The organism is Gilvimarinus sp. DA14, from assembly GCF_024204685.1.
Classification (GTDB): domain Bacteria; phylum Pseudomonadota; class Gammaproteobacteria; order Pseudomonadales; family Cellvibrionaceae; genus Gilvimarinus.
Map to the genome: position 1 here is coordinate 2,531,232 of NZ_CP100350.1, position 15,979 is coordinate 2,547,210.

Below are 15,979 nucleotides of genomic sequence, written 5' to 3' on the forward strand. Positions count from 1 at the left end.
GTTCCTGTGTTTAGGTCGTGCGGTTTAGGTTAATCAGTAAAAGCTGTAATTAAATTTCACGTAGGCTGTTTGCGGCGCGCCCCAGACGGCGTAACCCCAGTCGTCGCCACCGGTGTTTTGGTAGGTGAAGTATTCTTCGTCTAACAGGTTTTTCACCGCACCTGTCACCGTCCAAGCGCCCGAGCTCCAGGATACCTGGGCATTGGTAATGCCGTAAGCGTCCTGCTTGGACCAGGGGTCATTTTCCAGCTGCAGTTCATGATCGTCCACCCAGGTGTAATCTGCCTGCAAGGTCCAGTTGTTTAGATAGTAACGCGCGACCAGATTGGCCGAGATACCGGGAGCCGAGGGCATTTCGTTGCCGTCGATTGCGATCTCCTGACCGCCAACATTGGTGATTAAATCTGAGTCAATTTCGGTGTCCAACAGCCCCACACTGGAGATAACTTCAAAATTATCGGTAATGAGGTAGGTGAGTTCAGCTTCGATACCGCGCCCGCTGACATCACCTAAGTTAGAGATATCCGCAGAGCCTGTGGAGGAGTCCCACAGCTGAGCCTGAAAGTCTTCCAGCTCGTAGGCGAACGCCGCCAAGTTCAGACGTGCACGGCCACCGGCAAGGGTTGCTTTATAGCCAGCCTCAACGCTGGTCATGGTTTCTTTTTCCACCGGCCCAAAGGCGCCCTGGCTGCCGACGTAAGAGCCGTTAAAGCCGCCAGACTTTAAGCCGCTGGATAAGCTGACATAGTAGAGTGTGTTGTCGCTGGGCGTGTAGTCCAGCCCCAAGCGACCACTAAAGCCCTCTTCGTTAATCGTATCGTTAAAGTATTGGTCGCCATAGTAACTAGGCTCACCACGGTTACTGAGCTCGGCGCTTTTTTCTTCCCAGGTGTAGCGACCGCCAATGGTTAACGACAGGGTTTGAGTTAAGATTTTATCGATCTGACCAAAAATCGCGTAGGATTCGGTGTCCTGATCCATATACTCATTGTGCCAGTAGCCGCCAAAGTTATCCGCATCGGTCGTGGTCGGCGCCTGGGTGATCAGGTCGCGATCATCTTTAAAATAGTAAAGGCCCGATACCCAGTCCATGGTGTCGGTGGCACCGCTGATACGAAGCTCCTGACTGAACTGCTCGGTGTCGGCTTTGTATTGTTCGTCAAACCACACCACCGCTGTCGCGTCAAAGTCGTCTTCTAGTAGCTTATCCATTTGCTCCAGCGCGGTAATCGAAGTGATATCAAAGTTGTCGGCGGATATCACCAGTTTTGCCGAGGCGCCAAAGGTTTCAATTTCTGTTTTGATGCCGCCTGCCGCACCGGAAGATACGTGCTTGGGGCCCCAGCCGCCGGCTTCTTCACGCCCGGTACCAGCGCCGTCGATACTGCTGATACACTCGCCGTTCTGAATACGCGACACCGAACAAAAGGTTGTGGTATCGGCCGGGTCCAGATAACCCATGTGCACAAAGCCGACGGTTTGCTGATCGGCTTCGCTGCCGTGCACATCCAGCAACAAATTTACCCGGTCGGTAAAATCAATCGCCAGTTTGCCACGATAGCCCAAGGTATCGGTGGTGCCCAAGTCCTGGCCATCCACTCCATTGGTTTGCCAGCCATCGCTGTCGTTCTTTTTAACCGCAAAACGGCCGCGTACGCTATCGCTCAGGGGGCCGCTAACCGCACCTTCAAAAATGCGCTGGTTGTAGCTGCCCAGCTGTACGCTCGCATCGGCCTCAAAGCTTTCGGTAGGGTCGTTGGTAATGTGATGCACCAAACCGGCGGAGGTATTGCGGCCAAACAGCGTACCCTGTGGCCCGCGCAATACCTCAACGCGCTCTACATCGAACAATTGCATACCCGAACCGGCCGGATTGCCGCGGTACACTTCATCTACGTATAGTCCTACGGGGGCTTCCCAGGTATCCGCAAAGTTAGATAAACCGATACCGCGCAATGTCATAGAGGGGCTGGACGCTTCGCCAAAAATGGCAAAGTAATTCATGTTCGGCACGCGCTGGGTAATTTCTATACCGGCTTCCACCCCCATGTTTTCCAGGTCCTCACCGCTAAATGCCGAAATGGCGATGGCCACATCTTGTGCGCTTTCAGAGCGCTTTTGCGCGGTGACCATCACTTCTTCAATGGCTCGGGGGGTTTTGCGGGGTTCTTGCGGGGGATCTTGCTGATCCTGTGCGGCGGTGGTACTTGCGTAACTTGCTGCAGCCACAGACGCAGCTGCAATGAACGACATAGACGCATTGCTGCGTTTAGTCTTCAACATTTTCATAGCTATTCCCTTTAGGTTTCCAACTCGTCCAGCCTCTACTGTAAAGACATTAAAGCGGTTAATTGATTTTAGTCAGTGTTATAACCAATTTTGGTCACACATAGGTTTAGTACGTTTTGTAGGTAATATCCAACTTCTGCTGCAGATAGCCGCAAACGCCCCCAATACTCAGATTTATAATTTAAAACCAAAATACGCCACTGACATGACCGACCCGGTAACGCACATATCAGGCCAATGCATTGGCCAAGGTTATTATTCGTTCGGAAAGATTTGCGAAAAGTCTGTCGATCAAAAAGTGGGGATTGCGCTTGAGGCCGGGCGTTGGGCGCTATCAGACATTAAAGATGTTGCTAGCAATTTATATAGTAAGGGTCGTTTTTTCTAACACTAAACTATCTATTTTTTGAAAGCTTCTGCCCAGCATTGGGGCAGAAAACGATGGGTTTGCATTCATCTGTTACAGGCACTGATTCGTAAAATCGGCGACTAATGTGTTAAGCATCAATTGGCGCATCGAAATAAAAAATTTAATTCACCGTAGATTGCGTTTGCGGATAACTATTTGCTGAACGCGTGCAGAGTGTAACTATCTATTAGGTAATGGTATTGGCAATAGCGACTTGACCTAGCCTGATAACTGCAAAAGGGCCCACCGATAACATGGGCCCCTGAAGTATTTTTCAGTCAGCGGCGACCAAAAACTTATTCACATCCAGCCAGTGCATAAACGCATCAAACCATTTATTACTGGTTCGATCTGGATTTCCCAAGCCGAATCCGTGACCGCCATTTTGGTATAAATGAAATTCTACGGGAACGCCCGCTTCATACCAGCTTTGAATCAAACCAAACTGGCCATGGAAAAGAAAATCATCGGACGCAATCGCCGCAAACATTGGCGGTGCATTCGCGGGAACATCCACCGAATTCATACCGCCGTAGATAGGACCAATAAAAGCCAGGTCGACTTTTTTAGAATTGAGTGTGGTGTGCATGGTTAACCCGGCGCCGGCAGAAAAGCCGATCATGCCAATACGTGAAGGATCTACACCCCATTCTTTTTTGCGAGACAAAATTAGGGCGTAGGCCGCTTCCACGTCTTGCAGTTGGTTAGCAAGATCCCAGCGCGGGCGCTGCGGAGCTTCCTGTTTGTTTTCATCGGTGGATTCAGCAGCCTCGGCAAAACGCTGATTCATTTGCTGCTCAAAATCTGTTAGCTCTGGCGCAGTGGGTTGCAGACGATACTTCAAAACAAAGGCATTAATACCCTGAGCCGCCAGCGCTTCGGCGACTTCCCAGCCTTCGTTGCCCATCGATAACCACATAAATCCGCCGCCCGGGGCAACAATTACGGAAGTCCCTGTGGCCTTGGCGGGGTCAGCCAATACGGGGGTTAAAGTGGCCTTGGTAATATTGCGGGCCATGGGGTCACCCCATTGGCGAAACCAGCTCTCATCGGCGCTTTGGTTTTCTACACCGCCTGTATTCAAAGCAATGGCATCAGGCTCTGCCGGTGCTTCCATGGGGTACATTTTGCCGTCTTGAGCATTCGAAACACCGATTGATAGCGAAAACAGCATGATTAGGGAAGCGAACATCCCTTTGGTTTTTATCTTTAGCATTGTTGCTCTCCAGAAATTAGTTATGCGTTATTTTTAGGGCCAAAACCTCGCACCCCGAATCGCATTATAGTCATACAGACTATAATTGACATAATACTATGGAGAGAAAACACCGACACAGCCATCTAAGCTAATCGAAAGCTCAGGTTTTGCGTGGTTGGAGTTGAAGAGTAGGGGCACCAAACGGTAGCACTGGCATGCTATCAAAGCCCTCTTAATTGTTAATGGCGCCTTATATAAACGGCGCCATTAGCAATCTTATGGTCTGTGACTAAAGCTCTTTATCCGTCACCGCACCCTCCGATGCGGAAGAGACAGTCTTGGCAAATTTAGCCAGTACCCCGCGCGTATAGCGCGGCGCGGGCCGTTGCCATTTCCCCAGCCGCGCCCGGATTTCCGCGTCGGGAATATTCAGGCTGATCTGAGCGTTTTCGGCATCAATGGTGATTTCATCGCCGTTTTCGATAATGGCAATGGGGCCGCCATCCATGGCCTCGGGGGTAATGTGCCCCACCACAAACCCGTGGCTGCCGCCGGAAAAGCGCCCGTCGGTAATCAGGGCAACGTCATTGCCAAGGCCTTTACCCATAACCGCCGAGGTGGGGCTGAGCATTTCGCGCATGCCTGGGCCTCCACGCGGGCCTTCGTAGCGAATGACGATAACATCGCCCTTAACCACAGCGCCGCCCAAAATGGCCTCTAGCGCTTCTTCTTCGGAATGGAAGACCCGAGCGCTGCCGGTAAACACTAAACCCTCTTTGCCGGTGATTTTCGCCACCGCGCCCTCGGGAGCCAAATTGCCTTTAAGGATAACCAGATGGCTGGTAGCTTTAATGGCGTTATCAAAATCTTTAATGATTTGTTGCTCCGCCGGGTAGGGCTTAACACCGGCCAGGTTCTCGGCCAGGGTTTTGCCGGTGACGGTCAGGCAATCGCCGTGCAGCAGGCCTTTGTCCAACAGCATTTTCATTAGCGGCTGAATGCCACCTACCGCGATCAGCTCGGACATCATGTACTGACCACTGGGGCGCAGGTCGGCCAGGACAGGCACACGTTGACCAATGCGCACAAAATCATCCAGCGTGAGCGGCACATCCACCGCGTGAGCCATGGCCAACAGGTGCAGCACGGCATTGGTCGAGCCACCCAGGGCGATGGTGACGGTAATGGCGTTTTCAAACGCCTTGTGGGTCATGATATCGGTGGGCTTGATGTCCTGCTCCAAAAGCTCCAGCACTGCAGCGCCGGCGCGGCGGCAGTCTTCGGCTTTGGAGGATGACACTGCCTCTTGCGCCGAGCTGTCCGGCAGGCTCATGCCCAGCGCCTCAATGGCCGAAGCCATGGTGTTGGCGGTGTACATGCCGCCGCAGGAGCCGGGGCCGGGGATGGCGGTTTCTTCAATCTGCTTAACCGCAATGGTCGATAAATCGCCCCGGGCGTGCTGCCCCACTGCCTCAAACACTGAAACGATATCGGTATGATTGGCGCCGGGTTTAATGGTGCCGCCATAGACAAACACCGAGGGACGATTGAGCCGCGCCAAACCGATCATGCAGCCGGGCATGTTTTTATCGCAGCCGCCAATAGCCACCAGCCCGTCAAAGCCCTCGCATCCGGCGACTGTTTCGATAGAGTCAGCAATCACCTCGCGCGATACCAGCGAGTACTTCATGCCTTCCGTGCCATTGGAAATACCGTCGGAAATGGTAATGGTGTTAAACACCACGCCTTTGCCGCCCGCTTGGTCGGCGCCAGCGCAGGCTTCATCCGCTAATTTGTCGATATGCATGTTGCAAGGGGTGACCATGCTCCAGGTCGAGGCAATACCCACCTGCGGCTTTTTAAAGTCATCGTCATTAAATCCCACCGCTCGCAGCATGGCGCGGGCGGGTGTCTTTTCAATACCGTCGACGACTTTGGATGAGTATTTGCGCTTATCGGTCATGGCTACCCCATTAACATTGAACGTAAATTTAGAAGGCCTTGTGAGCATAGCTTACAGGACTTGAGCTTTCGCAAAACAGGGGGCAGGTTAATGGCTAGATGATGTGCCTAAGAGAGAAGCTGTTAGCACCACACATATTGAGATGACATAAAAAAAGCGGCCCCATAAGAGGCCGCTTAGGTTGCAGTGAACTAGCACTTGTTGACGATCAATTACCCAGACCTGAGTCAATGGCCTGGATCAGTTCACCGTTGGCGGTATCGCCAGACAGCTCCCAGAAGAAGGCGCCGCCCAGACCTTGCTGCTCGGCGTAGTTCATCTTGCTGATAATGGTCGCCGGGGTATCGTAGCTCCACCAGTTGTCGCCGCAGTGGGCGTACGCGGTTCCTGCAAAGGTGCCAGTGACAGGGCAGGTATTTTTCAAGACTTTGTAGTCCTCAATGCCGTCTTCGTAGGTGCCATTGGCAGGGCCTGTGGCAGTACCACCCGGAGCGGACTGAGTGACGCCCGTCCAACCGCGCCCGTAAAAGCCGATGCCCAGCAGGATTTTTTCGGCGGGAACGCCCAGGCTTTTCAGGGTTTGCACACCATTATTAGTGGTAAAACCCTGCTGTGGAATACCATCATAGGTGTACAGCGCCGAGTGCGGGGCGGTGGGACCTTCCGCTGCCCAGGCACCGAAAAAGTCGTAAGTCATCAGCATATAAAAGTCCAGATACTGAGCCGCACCGCCGTAGTCCGCTGCCACCAGCTTGGCCTCACCGGCACCAATCGCGGAGGTCACCAGCTTGTTGCCAAACTCGGCGCGCAAGGCGGCCATGAGTTCACGATAGGCGTCGAAACCGCTGTTGTCGCACTCAAGACCACAGGCGTTGGGGTACTCCCAATCGATGTCGATGCCATCAAACACACCTTCCCAGCGCGGATCGAACACCAGGTCGTAGCAGGATTTGGCAAACTGCTGCGGGTTTTGCGCCGCCTGGCCAAAACCGCTGGAGTAAGTCCAACCGCCGAATGACCACACCACTTTAAGGTTGGGGTGCATTTGCTTTAGGCGCTTAATTTGGCCGAAGTTACCGCGCACAGCGTCGGACTCCCAGGAGTCAGCCACGCCGTCTACGCTGCCCGCCGCATCGTAGGCTTTATCGATAGCCGCGTAGGAGTCGTCCATAACACACTGGCCGTTTTTAACATTACCAAAGGCGTAGACTAAGTGAGTCAGCTTATCGGCGCTGCCGCTGGTTTCTATGTCTTTAACATGGTAATCGCGGCCGTAAATTCCCCACTCTACGAAATAGCCCACAACCTTGTCGCCACCGCTACCATTGCCACCACTGCCCACGTTGGCACTGGTAACGGCACTGTCGGTAGCGCCTTCATCATCGGTGACGGTGAGGGTAATGGTATAGAAGCCATCGGCACTGTAGCTATGGCTGGGGTTGGCTAGAGTGCTGCTATTGCCATCGCCAAAATCCCACGCGTAACTAACGATACTGCCATCGGCATCGGCCGAACCCGCACTGGACAACGCAATGCTCACATTGGCATCCACGGTAAAAGGGCCATTCACTTGCGCTACGGGCAGCTGGTTTTGATTAGCCGGTACAACTTCAACCTGAGCACTGGCCGTGCTGCTGGCGCCGTCGTCGTCGGTCACGGTTAGGCTTACCTCATAGCTACCGGCACTGGTATAGCTATGAGAGGCACTGGCGCCGGTTGCGCTGGCACCGTCGCCAAAGCTCCAGCTATAGCTGACTACAGTGCCGTCGGCATCGCTACCACTGCCGACAAAGCTGATGGCGGTGTTCACGGTACCCGAGTAGGGGCCGCCGACATCGGCATTTGGGGCCTGATTAGTCGGGGCAGTGCCATCGCAGGCGCCGTTATCGCTCCAGGCCTGCTGCCAGGCGCTGCCCACACCCGGCTCGTAAGCCCAGGCGCTGCTGGACGAGCACCAGCCAGCAATGTCACAAGTGTAGGTATGGCCCACGTTGGTGACGACATCACCCGCGCTATAGGCGGTGCCAGCCTGATAGACAGGCGCATTACAGTCGCCGCTGCCACCCCCGGCTTGGCTTACGGTAGCTGTAGTGGAGGCTGTGTCAGTGGCGCCGTCGTTGTCGGTAATCGTCAGTGAAACACTAAAGCTTCCAGTACTAGCATAGGTGTAGGAGGGGCTGGCCTGGGTGCTGGTATTGCCGTCGCCGAAGTCCCAGCTGTAGCTTGCGATATTGCCGTCGCTGTCGCTGGAGGCGGCACTGTCGAAGGCGATCGCATTGCCCAAAGTGGCACTGTAGGGGCCGCCGGCGTTAGCGGTGGGGGCAAGGTTGGTATCGCCGCCGCTATTGCCGTCACAAGCGCCCAAATCGGTCCAGGATTGGTACTGACCGGAATTGTCGGCAGGATTTTCGCCCCGACTCCACCAGTTGGCTTGGTAGGCGTCGCCGCTGTATTTTACCTGAGCACCGCCGGTGTAAGCGGTGGTGCTGTCCCAGCTATTCAGACTGGAGCAGTCCGCGGCCTGTGTGGCCTGCACCGTAAAAACGGATGCCGCGCAAAGGGAGAGTAAACCAATTGATCGCATAGTAATTCCTTGATGTTTTTATTGATCGATGCCGAAAGGCCAGATAAACCCCGCTGCCACCTTTCGGTACTGCCGCCGGTTGTCATTACTTACGTTGGGCTTAAGCCATAAAATGACAACGTTGTCCGATTATGCCGACAGAAGCGGTGAGGTGGTCAAGGTTTGATCATCAAAAACCCGGCGGAGCTCACAGAATAGGCACTGGGCCGTGATAACGATCACAATTGTTTCCACCCAACCGGTGGCAATCAAGCGCGACATTAAGGTTTTTAACACCGCAGCGAGCTCGGCTTTGTTAGGCTACCCGCTGTAGATTCACGGACTGAAACCAAGGAGCTTAAATGAAACCTGTCTATTTGCTCGCGCCCATTGCGCTTACTCTTTTCGGCTGCGGCGGTAGTGACGACGAGCCGCACAATAGCGGCCATGACAATACGGGCACGCCTTACGCCTATGAGGTGATTGAATGCGGCAGAAGCTGGCACACCACCATTGACGAGCCAAGCCGCGAGGTTATTACCGACGTACACCGCTTTCGCGAGGTGTACGGGGTTTCGGATTTAAACAATCAGGATGACATTCCCACTATCGATTTTGATACCCAACAGGTGGTGGCGATGCACGCCGGGCGCAAGCCCAACCCGGGCCACAGCCTGCGCATAGATCAGGTGGTAGAAGTAGAGGACAGGATTGAAGTGCGCTATACCAATATTTTGCCCAATTCCAGTGGCGATTGCGCTTACCCATCCGTTATTGCTCATCCTTATTGCTTTATCTCGATGGCAAAAAGCGACTTATCGGTGACCTATTCCGGAATAACGGAAGAGGGTAGTTGCGGTGGAGAAGAATAGTCCGCACCCTATCCGTTAAGGGGTAAAAAGGCCGCTGCATGCGGCCTTGGAATAAAAACTATTGCTCGGATGCATCCCACACTTGCCCCGAGGCGGTGCCGTCGCTGGGGGGGTTAAACACCTCTACCGCCATCACCTGATAGGTCGGGTCATCACTGGCGTTAAAGTTGTTCATATCCGGAATAATCCAGCCGGTATCGGCCCAGGCCTGCACATGGTCGGCAAACACAATTTTATAGTCTTTGCCCAACTCACGCTGCTCGGTAGGAATGCTCCAGTACTGATAAAACGTTGACGTACTGTTGATAGAGGGCTTTTGCTCGCGCACGGTGCGATAGGTGGAGTATTCCACGCCGTCACTGACAAAGGTTTTGCCGAAAATGCCATCTTTACTGGGGTTATAGGTAAAGCGCTGCAGAATATAGTATTCCACCAAATGCGCCGGATCGCTGGTGGGCATAGACTCGTCGTAACCCCAGCCGTACAGGGTAATAAAGTTGGCGCCACTGTCTTCGTCAAAGCGGTAGCCGATCACTCTGTCTTTATCGCCATAGTGCCAACCAGGGCCGCCCACATAGTTATAACCGCCGCCTTCCCAGTTGACGGTAAAGCTACCCTGATCATCCAAGCTCAACGAGGCCGCGCCGCCGTCTTTCCAGTGAGTGAAGAAAAAATTTCCAACGTGTCCTGTAGCATGGTTTTGCGTTAAATGGACTTGTTCTGGGTAGACTTGGGTATACGCCTCGAACTTATCAATACCCGCAACGGCCAAGCTATCGTTGGTTGCTGCCTGTTGCTCGGACATTACACAGCCTGCCAGCGCACACGCAGCTAGCAAAGCGACGGCTTTGCAAGGAATAAAGGTTTTCACAGTAAGGCTCTCCTGTTATGGTTTTATTGACTATAACAGGCTGGGGGCGTAAGAGCCAAGCCGTAAAATGCTAAGCCTTCTTTACAAACTTAGCGGTGATCATAATCTCGCCGGCGCCATCAACCTTGCAATCCAACTGGTGGTCTTTAGCTTCAACAATACGTCGAATGCGCGCTTTGGTGCCGATCTTTATCGGTTGTGAGCTGCCTTTGACTTTTAAATCTTTAATGCAAGTAACCGTATCTCCCTCGGCCAGTAGGTTGCCATTGGCGTCCTGAACGGTAAATCCCTCATCGCTCAGCTCATCCGGATTCCATTCGTAGGCACACTCGGGGCAAATCAATAAGTTTTGATCTTGATAGGTGTATTCAGACTGACAACTGGGGCAGGGAGGTAATGACATAATATTCGCCGCTAAAAATAAGGCGCCATCCTATAGCGCCTTACCGTCAGGATCAAAGGCCTTTAAGTGTTTTACCGATCGGCAAAATCACTCACCCCCTTTTCGGTTCTATCAACCGGCTGAATGGTGCCATCGTCATTAAAGTATAAGTACTCGGCGGCCACATGGCGCTGACGACCACAAGCCGAATCAATATCCAACCAGCGATGGTAAAACAAGAACCACTGTCCTTTGTATTCGACAATAGAGTGATGGTTATTGCTGTTGTGCTCCTGCCCCATAATTTCTCCCTTGTACTCCCAGGGGCCCATTGGCGATTTAGACATATAGTAAGTCAGCACACGGTTATTTTCGGGCATGGTGTAGTAATACCAGTCGCCGCGCTTAAAGACCCAGGGACCTTCCATTTTAGGTTCGTATCCGCCCATATCCATTTTTGTCAGATCACCCTCGGTGCTACGCATATCATCGGCCATTTTGATGACGTGGTAATCGTGATCTTTGGCGTGGGTGTATAAATATGCCTGGCCATCGTCATCAATAAACATACTGGGATCGTTGGCGTAGGGGGTACGCCACAGCGGCGCGCCAATCATGTCTTTAAAGGGGCCGGTGGGCGAGTCGCTTTCTGCGATGCCGATGCCCATCCACTTGGTGCTGTTTTCGGGGTTAACCCGGTCTTTATGGCCAGTTCCGGCGGGAAACACCAGATAGTACTTACCGTTTTTATAGGCGGCATCCGGTGCCCAGGCGTAGTTGTCAGCCCAGGTTAAGTCGTCAACAGAAAGCAGCGGACCATGGGTCTCCCAGTTTTTTAGGTCGGTGGATGAAAAGGCGTACCAATCTTTCATCCAGAAGTCTTCCTGACACTCCTCATCGTGTGAGGTGTACACGTAAATTTTGCCGTCGTTCCACACATGGGCCGAGGGATCCGCGGTGCGCAAATTTCCACCAAAATCAAGAGGGTTACCTGGGGCATTTTGGCCTTCAGCTGAGTGTTGAGCACAGCCTGTCACGGCACCGGCCATCACAGCAGAGGCGATTAAGCTGGTTAGTTTATTCATCATAGGGTTTTCCTTCAGGTTTCCAGCTGCGTTTTAGCATTATTAAATGGATAACAAGGCTCTCGATTCTTTTCTAATAATTGTGTCCAAAACAGCAATCTTACAGTATTTTTTGATTAGCAAATCGCATTGAGAATGCTTCAAAAATGCTAACACCCATTAGCATCGGCCAACCGTCGAATATGCGCTAATAACAATAGATGCGATTAAAAGGCGCAGAATACCGAAGCCAATGGATAAAATGTAAAAATTATTCAACGAGTTGAAAATAGAGAAAAACTTACCGCTCGAGCCTGAAAAATTTGCTCGTATTTACTTCTCGCTATACACGAAGTTCTGCAGCACAGACGCCAGATCGCGGGCCTTGGGCGTTTTTGCACGGATTAATTACTGCGTAACTTGGCTTTGGCATGCAACCTGCTCCTTCACCACTATCCTATTCAGGAATTCGTTCACCGGAATGAATTTCCGAGGATTAAACACTGATTAGCAATTTCATTTTAATGAAGTGAGGTACGACTATGAATCAGGATCAACTGGAAGGTAATTGGCATAAACTGAAAGGCAGTGCCCAGGCGCAATGGGGTAAACTCACCGATGACGATCTGGACCGCATTGAAGGAAACCGGGAAAAGCTAGAAGGTGAAATTCAAGCCAAGTATGGCAAGTCAAAAGAGGATGCGAAAAAGGAAGTTAACGACTTTATTGACAGTCTGTAACACCCTTTGAGTTTAAACCCGCAGTCGAGTATGTATTTCGACTGCGGGTTTTCTTACCCAATGAAACAATAAATTCTGAGTTTATGGACAGCTACTGAGCAATCAGTTGGTATTGCTGATTATTGGCACCTGGCAAACATTCCCACTGAATTAAGTTAGCACCATCAGCCGAGTCATTCGCATTCACATCCAAACATTTTTGACTCAGTCTGTTAATGATTCTCCAGCGACCTTCACCGGCACTTTGGAAGCGGAACTGCTGGTTTTCTCCACCCCAGTAATTCCACAGCATGGCATTCGCCCCATTCGCAGTCGATAAAGAGTCAATATCCACACCGAGGGTTGGCGCGTTTAACGGCGAGATGCGGTGGTAGTCGCCATCCACCTGAGTGATGGACCATTTCTGACAATCGTTATTCAGCCAGCTCCACTGTTGAACATTGGTGCCATCAGCCGTCGCGCAGTTGGCGGTATCCAGCGCCTTGCCACTGTGTACCGGCACTATGCGATACACGCCGTTAACCGAGCCGTTGTTACTGCCACCACTAGGCGGAGTCCCCACCTGCGCGCAGCCTGAAACGTTGATGCTGGAGCTGCCTGTGCGCACCAACTGGCAATTCGGGTTACCGTTTGCCACGCGGCCACTTACCACATGGGTGTCACTGGCGTCTTCAAGAAAAATACCGTGGGACGTTGTCGATTCGATATCCACATAGTTTACGGTGGTTCCGTGGCTTCCGGACACACTGAAAAAACCACGCCCCGAGTTGCGCGAGTAAACGCTGTTGACGGTGACATTGGGGCCATTATTGTTCGCCACCCGGAAGGTAGCATAACCACCGCCATTGTTATTATAGTGGCCTGTCACATTGCCCACTGTACCGTTGCGGGAATTGTTCAACAGAACCCCCGAACCGCCGTTATTAGTCACCGTCACATCGCCAATGGTAAAACCATCAATACCATAGGTTTCCAGGCCGTGCCCCTTAGCGCCGTTGATATTTATATTCCCCGCAACGGTCAAGTTGCTGGCCGGCGCGGTGGAGGAGTCCACTCTTATTCCCAAGCCCACTGGATTATTGTTGCTCAAATCCATAGTGATATTTTCCAGGGTGACGTTGGAGCACCCGCGAAACCAAACGCCGTAGCGAGGGTTGCCCACTACGTGCAAGTTGCGCACAGTAATATTGTCACGTCTGTCGCAATAAACAGGCACCACTAAGTCGCCACCATTGGCGTTAATTTGATGACCGTGAAAATCCAGAGTTTGGCCGGCACGCGGGCGCACAGCATAGACCTGCCCACCGTCACTGCCGCTGTTGCCGGAGTTGCGGATATTGATGGTTCCTGCACCCATGTTGTTGGCCGCTGCGTTGATCGCATCGAAATAGCGGTTGCCGTTATATACTTGATTTCCATCCACGCGGGCGAGCCAACTGCCATTGGTGTAAGTAACTTCGGCGTCCGCGAAGGCGAAAGGGGAGGCGCCAAGCAGGGCAGGCAAGAGCACAGTAGCGAGACTGAAGCTGCGTTTTATTCGAGACATGGTTGTATCCCTATCATGATCGGGTGTGTGAGCCCGGTGAGAGCTATCCAATCATCCTGAAAGCCCGAAAGGCAGGTACTGCGATCGTTATTATGGTCCCACTGGGAATTATTATGGTGCCGAACTAAGCGGCGGGAGACAGGCTAATGTATCGAATAGGCATTTTGTATTATTATAGTTTTATTGTGTGAGGTATCGCACACTGCAGCTGATAGATTGAGAACTCTGCCTCACGTACAACATGGCAGATAACTTTAATTTGGCGGCCGCCACTTTAGTGGCCCGGCTCTCTGAGCGAGAGACTGGTTGAGAGAAACATCGGCCCCGCGGTGACTTAAACGTCCAATATTCCTGTTGCACGGTGAAGTCGTGCCTGGGCTTTGAGGCTTCTAAGAAGTTAAGTAACCCTAAGCAGTATCAAGCCAAGCGCCAGCAGTCTTAACAATGACGTGGGGTCTCATCTCGGCACAGTTAGATGCGCTTATCGCTATTGATTTTCTGAACTCACTGCCTTCAATATAAAGAGCCTCCTCAGATAGCAACTTAAGGATGACTGCATGCGCACCGAAACACTGTCTGTATTGATTCACGCTCCCGCCGACCAAGTTGATCGCTTTGTACGTGATGTTAAGAACCTTCCTCGCTGGGTGCCTTTTTTCACTTCGGTAATCCGTTCAGATAAAAGCGGTGTCTGGTTAGTTGAAACGCCAGATGGTCCGGCAGAGTTCGAGTTTGTTGCCGCAAATCCGTTTGGTGTATTGGATCACACCATCCGCTTCGCCTCTGGAGCCTCACTAACCAATCCAATGAGGGTGCTGAACAACGGCGACACAAGTGTTCTTACCTTTACCGTGTTTCAGGTAAACGCCATGACCGAGCAACAGTTCAAAGAAGATCTTCGCCTGGTAAAAAAAGATTTATCAACCATTCGTCGGCTGATTGAAACTAGCTCTCAAGCCTAGGCTTAAGTGGTGCCAGCAACAGTAAAATACCCAAGCAAACCAGGAAACAAATACCACGGCCAGTAGCCAAGCGGCCTTTTCACCGCCGACGGTCCGTTTTGACGCGGCGATAAACAATATCGGAACTATCCATATCACCAAGAAGATAAACACCGGTAAAATAGCCGTTATATTGATATTCATAGGTTAACCCTTAACTCTTTTTAATGGCTTATTCAGAAATATTTTCCGATCCATCTACCAACACATCTTCGACCGGCATTGGTTCTTCACCGTCTTTGGCGTAGCCCTGGTGGTCTTCTGGCGCGTCGCAGCTTTCGCTCACAGTTTCATCAGATATATAGGCTTCAGACTCAATAACAGTAATAAATTCATCGCTGTCGTTTACTTGCACCCACAAACTACCCAACGTCCAAGCTCCATCACTTTTTTCACCCATAAGAACGACCCAGCCATCACCTTTCGGGCCGGAAATTTCATACTGCATGAACATGCTGTCAAAAAAGTAATTGCCACTGAAAAGTAAGCTTGGCTCTAGAGGTAGCCCGATTTTTTCTTGGATTTCTGAGTGCTGCTGGAGCGCGGTCAAAGAATCGTGGTATAGATCGCCGCGAAAGAGGTGGTAAGCGCTGTAGAGGATATAAATGAAGCCACAAAAACCTACAGCTGACAAACTCGCTAGTATTATTTTTCCGTTTTTTGTCATAGTACACATTCCCTGTAAAAGCTAAAACCTTACGAAGAATGCAGTAGACAGAAGTAAATTGCAAATGAAGATAACGAGAGAGAAAGGGGGACGGCAATCCTTCGCCGAGGGTTAAATTAACCGTTGCGAGATTTGAATTCACGAATCAATTTGTTAAAGCTTTCGGCATATTCTTCCAGATCTTTTACCGCTTTGTTTTGCTCTGAACGCGACATGCCCGAGCACCCCAGATACTCTTCCATAGATTTTACATAAGCTTTCACTTCATTGTTGGCCTTGACCATTTGTGCGGTTACCGCAGTGGCCGGATCTGGGAATTCACCGGGCTTAGCGGGTTCAGAGCAAGCCAGACTTACACCTGGCGCGCCAATAACAGTCAATAAAGCGAAAGTAATCAGTGTTTTTTTCATGCTC

Annotated in this window: 14 protein-coding genes; 4 read left to right on the plus strand and 10 right to left on the minus strand. The window is 51.7% G+C overall.

The window, feature by feature from the left end; genetic code table 11:
* Window positions 1-33: 33 nt before the first annotated feature.
* Complete coding sequence (locus NHM04_RS11095) at window positions 34-2,253, minus strand: TonB-dependent receptor (protein WP_254263862.1); 2,220 nt, start codon at window positions 2,251-2,253, stop codon at window positions 34-36.
* Between NHM04_RS11095 and NHM04_RS11100 the strand changes: the two genes are divergently transcribed.
* On the plus strand, window positions 2,243-2,677 hold the full coding sequence (locus tag NHM04_RS11100; RefSeq protein WP_254263863.1) for a hypothetical protein: 435 nt from the start codon (window positions 2,243-2,245) through the stop codon (window positions 2,675-2,677). The genes NHM04_RS11095 and NHM04_RS11100 overlap by 11 nt on opposite strands.
* Window positions 2,678-2,972: 295 nt before the next feature.
* Here NHM04_RS11100 and NHM04_RS11105 read toward each other — a convergent pair whose 3' ends face one another.
* The 3 genes from NHM04_RS11105 to NHM04_RS11115 all read right to left on the minus strand — a co-directional run bounded on the left by NHM04_RS11105 (window position 2,973) and on the right by NHM04_RS11115 (window position 8,443).
* A complete protein-coding gene (locus tag NHM04_RS11105; protein ID WP_254263864.1) occupies window positions 2,973-3,914 on the minus strand; it encodes an alpha/beta hydrolase in 942 nt (313 codons plus the stop codon).
* Window positions 3,915-4,185: 271 nt separating this feature from the next.
* Complete coding sequence (ilvD, locus tag NHM04_RS11110; RefSeq protein WP_254263865.1) at window positions 4,186-5,859, minus strand: dihydroxy-acid dehydratase; 1,674 nt, start codon at window positions 5,857-5,859, stop codon at window positions 4,186-4,188.
* A gap of 208 nt (window positions 5,860-6,067) precedes the next feature.
* Entirely contained in the window at window positions 6,068-8,443 is a 2,376-nt protein-coding gene (locus tag NHM04_RS11115; protein WP_254263866.1) for a glycosyl hydrolase family 18 protein, read from the minus strand.
* Between the two features lie 341 nt (window positions 8,444-8,784).
* On the opposite strand from NHM04_RS11115, the gene NHM04_RS11120 reads away from it, so the two are divergent.
* Entirely contained in the window at window positions 8,785-9,294 is a 510-nt protein-coding gene (locus NHM04_RS11120; RefSeq protein WP_254263867.1) for a protease complex subunit PrcB family protein, read from the plus strand.
* Window positions 9,295-9,352: 58 nt separating this feature from the next.
* Here NHM04_RS11120 and NHM04_RS11125 read toward each other — a convergent pair whose 3' ends face one another.
* The 3 genes from NHM04_RS11125 to NHM04_RS11135 form a co-directional block, all read right to left on the minus strand.
* The gene (locus NHM04_RS11125; protein WP_254263868.1) at window positions 9,353-10,099 is read right to left on the minus strand and encodes a glycoside hydrolase family 11 protein; all 747 of its coding nucleotides are present in this window, start codon (window positions 10,097-10,099) and stop codon (window positions 9,353-9,355) included.
* A 136-nt stretch (window positions 10,100-10,235) separates the two neighbouring features.
* Window positions 10,236-10,568 (minus strand): zinc ribbon domain-containing protein YjdM, encoded by a 333-nt coding sequence (locus NHM04_RS11130; RefSeq protein WP_305881942.1) that lies wholly within the window; start codon window positions 10,566-10,568, stop codon window positions 10,236-10,238.
* A 71-nt stretch (window positions 10,569-10,639) separates the two neighbouring features.
* The gene (locus tag NHM04_RS11135) at window positions 10,640-11,635 is read right to left on the minus strand and encodes a family 43 glycosylhydrolase (protein WP_254263869.1); all 996 of its coding nucleotides are present in this window, start codon (window positions 11,633-11,635) and stop codon (window positions 10,640-10,642) included.
* Between the two features lie 518 nt (window positions 11,636-12,153).
* Between NHM04_RS11135 and NHM04_RS11140 the strand changes: the two genes are divergently transcribed.
* On the plus strand, window positions 12,154-12,351 hold the full coding sequence (locus NHM04_RS11140; RefSeq protein ID WP_254263870.1) for a CsbD family protein: 198 nt from the start codon (window positions 12,154-12,156) through the stop codon (window positions 12,349-12,351).
* Between the two features lie 91 nt (window positions 12,352-12,442).
* Here NHM04_RS11140 and NHM04_RS11145 read toward each other — a convergent pair whose 3' ends face one another.
* A complete protein-coding gene (locus tag NHM04_RS11145) occupies window positions 12,443-13,897 on the minus strand; it encodes an RICIN domain-containing protein (protein WP_254263871.1) in 1,455 nt (484 codons plus the stop codon).
* Between the two features lie 557 nt (window positions 13,898-14,454).
* On the opposite strand from NHM04_RS11145, the gene NHM04_RS11150 reads away from it, so the two are divergent.
* Complete coding sequence (locus NHM04_RS11150) at window positions 14,455-14,859, plus strand: SRPBCC family protein (protein ID WP_254263872.1); 405 nt, start codon at window positions 14,455-14,457, stop codon at window positions 14,857-14,859.
* Between the two features lie 211 nt (window positions 14,860-15,070).
* Here NHM04_RS11150 and NHM04_RS11155 read toward each other — a convergent pair whose 3' ends face one another.
* Together NHM04_RS11155 and NHM04_RS11160 are read right to left on the minus strand one after the other, a co-directional pair.
* Window positions 15,071-15,565, minus strand: coding sequence for a cytochrome c oxidase assembly factor Coa1 family protein (locus NHM04_RS11155; protein ID WP_254263873.1), 495 nt, complete (start codon window positions 15,563-15,565; stop codon window positions 15,071-15,073).
* A gap of 116 nt (window positions 15,566-15,681) precedes the next feature.
* On the minus strand, window positions 15,682-15,975 hold the full coding sequence (locus tag NHM04_RS11160; RefSeq protein WP_254263874.1) for a hypothetical protein: 294 nt from the start codon (window positions 15,973-15,975) through the stop codon (window positions 15,682-15,684).
* Window positions 15,976-15,979: the final 4 nt, after the last annotated feature.

Bases quoted from the DNA above. Each gene is read 5' to 3' on its own strand.
- NHM04_RS11100 (WP_254263863.1), top strand. From the start codon at position 2,243: ATGAACGACATAGACGCATTGCTGCGTTTAGTCTTCAACATTTTCATA.
- NHM04_RS11095 (WP_254263862.1), bottom strand. From the start codon at position 2,253: ATGTCGTTCATTGCAGCTGCGTCTGTGGCTGCAGCAAGTTACGCAAGT.
- NHM04_RS11105 (WP_254263864.1), bottom strand. From the start codon at position 3,914: ATGCTAAAGATAAAAACCAAAGGGATGTTCGCTTCCCTAATCATGCTG.
- ilvD (WP_254263865.1), bottom strand. From the start codon at position 5,859: ATGACCGATAAGCGCAAATACTCATCCAAAGTCGTCGACGGTATTGAA.
- NHM04_RS11115 (WP_254263866.1), bottom strand. From the start codon at position 8,443: ATGCGATCAATTGGTTTACTCTCCCTTTGCGCGGCATCCGTTTTTACG.
- NHM04_RS11120 (WP_254263867.1), top strand. From the start codon at position 8,785: ATGAAACCTGTCTATTTGCTCGCGCCCATTGCGCTTACTCTTTTCGGC.
- NHM04_RS11125 (WP_254263868.1), bottom strand. From the start codon at position 10,099: ATGTCCGAGCAACAGGCAGCAACCAACGATAGCTTGGCCGTTGCGGGT.
- NHM04_RS11130 (WP_305881942.1), bottom strand. From the start codon at position 10,568: ATGTCATTACCTCCCTGCCCCAGTTGTCAGTCTGAATACACCTATCAA.
- NHM04_RS11135 (WP_254263869.1), bottom strand. From the start codon at position 11,635: ATGATGAATAAACTAACCAGCTTAATCGCCTCTGCTGTGATGGCCGGT.
- NHM04_RS11140 (WP_254263870.1), top strand. From the start codon at position 12,154: ATGAATCAGGATCAACTGGAAGGTAATTGGCATAAACTGAAAGGCAGT.
- NHM04_RS11145 (WP_254263871.1), bottom strand. From the start codon at position 13,897: ATGTCTCGAATAAAACGCAGCTTCAGTCTCGCTACTGTGCTCTTGCCT.
- NHM04_RS11150 (WP_254263872.1), top strand. From the start codon at position 14,455: ATGCGCACCGAAACACTGTCTGTATTGATTCACGCTCCCGCCGACCAA.
- NHM04_RS11155 (WP_254263873.1), bottom strand. From the start codon at position 15,565: ATGACAAAAAACGGAAAAATAATACTAGCGAGTTTGTCAGCTGTAGGT.
- NHM04_RS11160 (WP_254263874.1), bottom strand. From the start codon at position 15,975: ATGAAAAAAACACTGATTACTTTCGCTTTATTGACTGTTATTGGCGCG.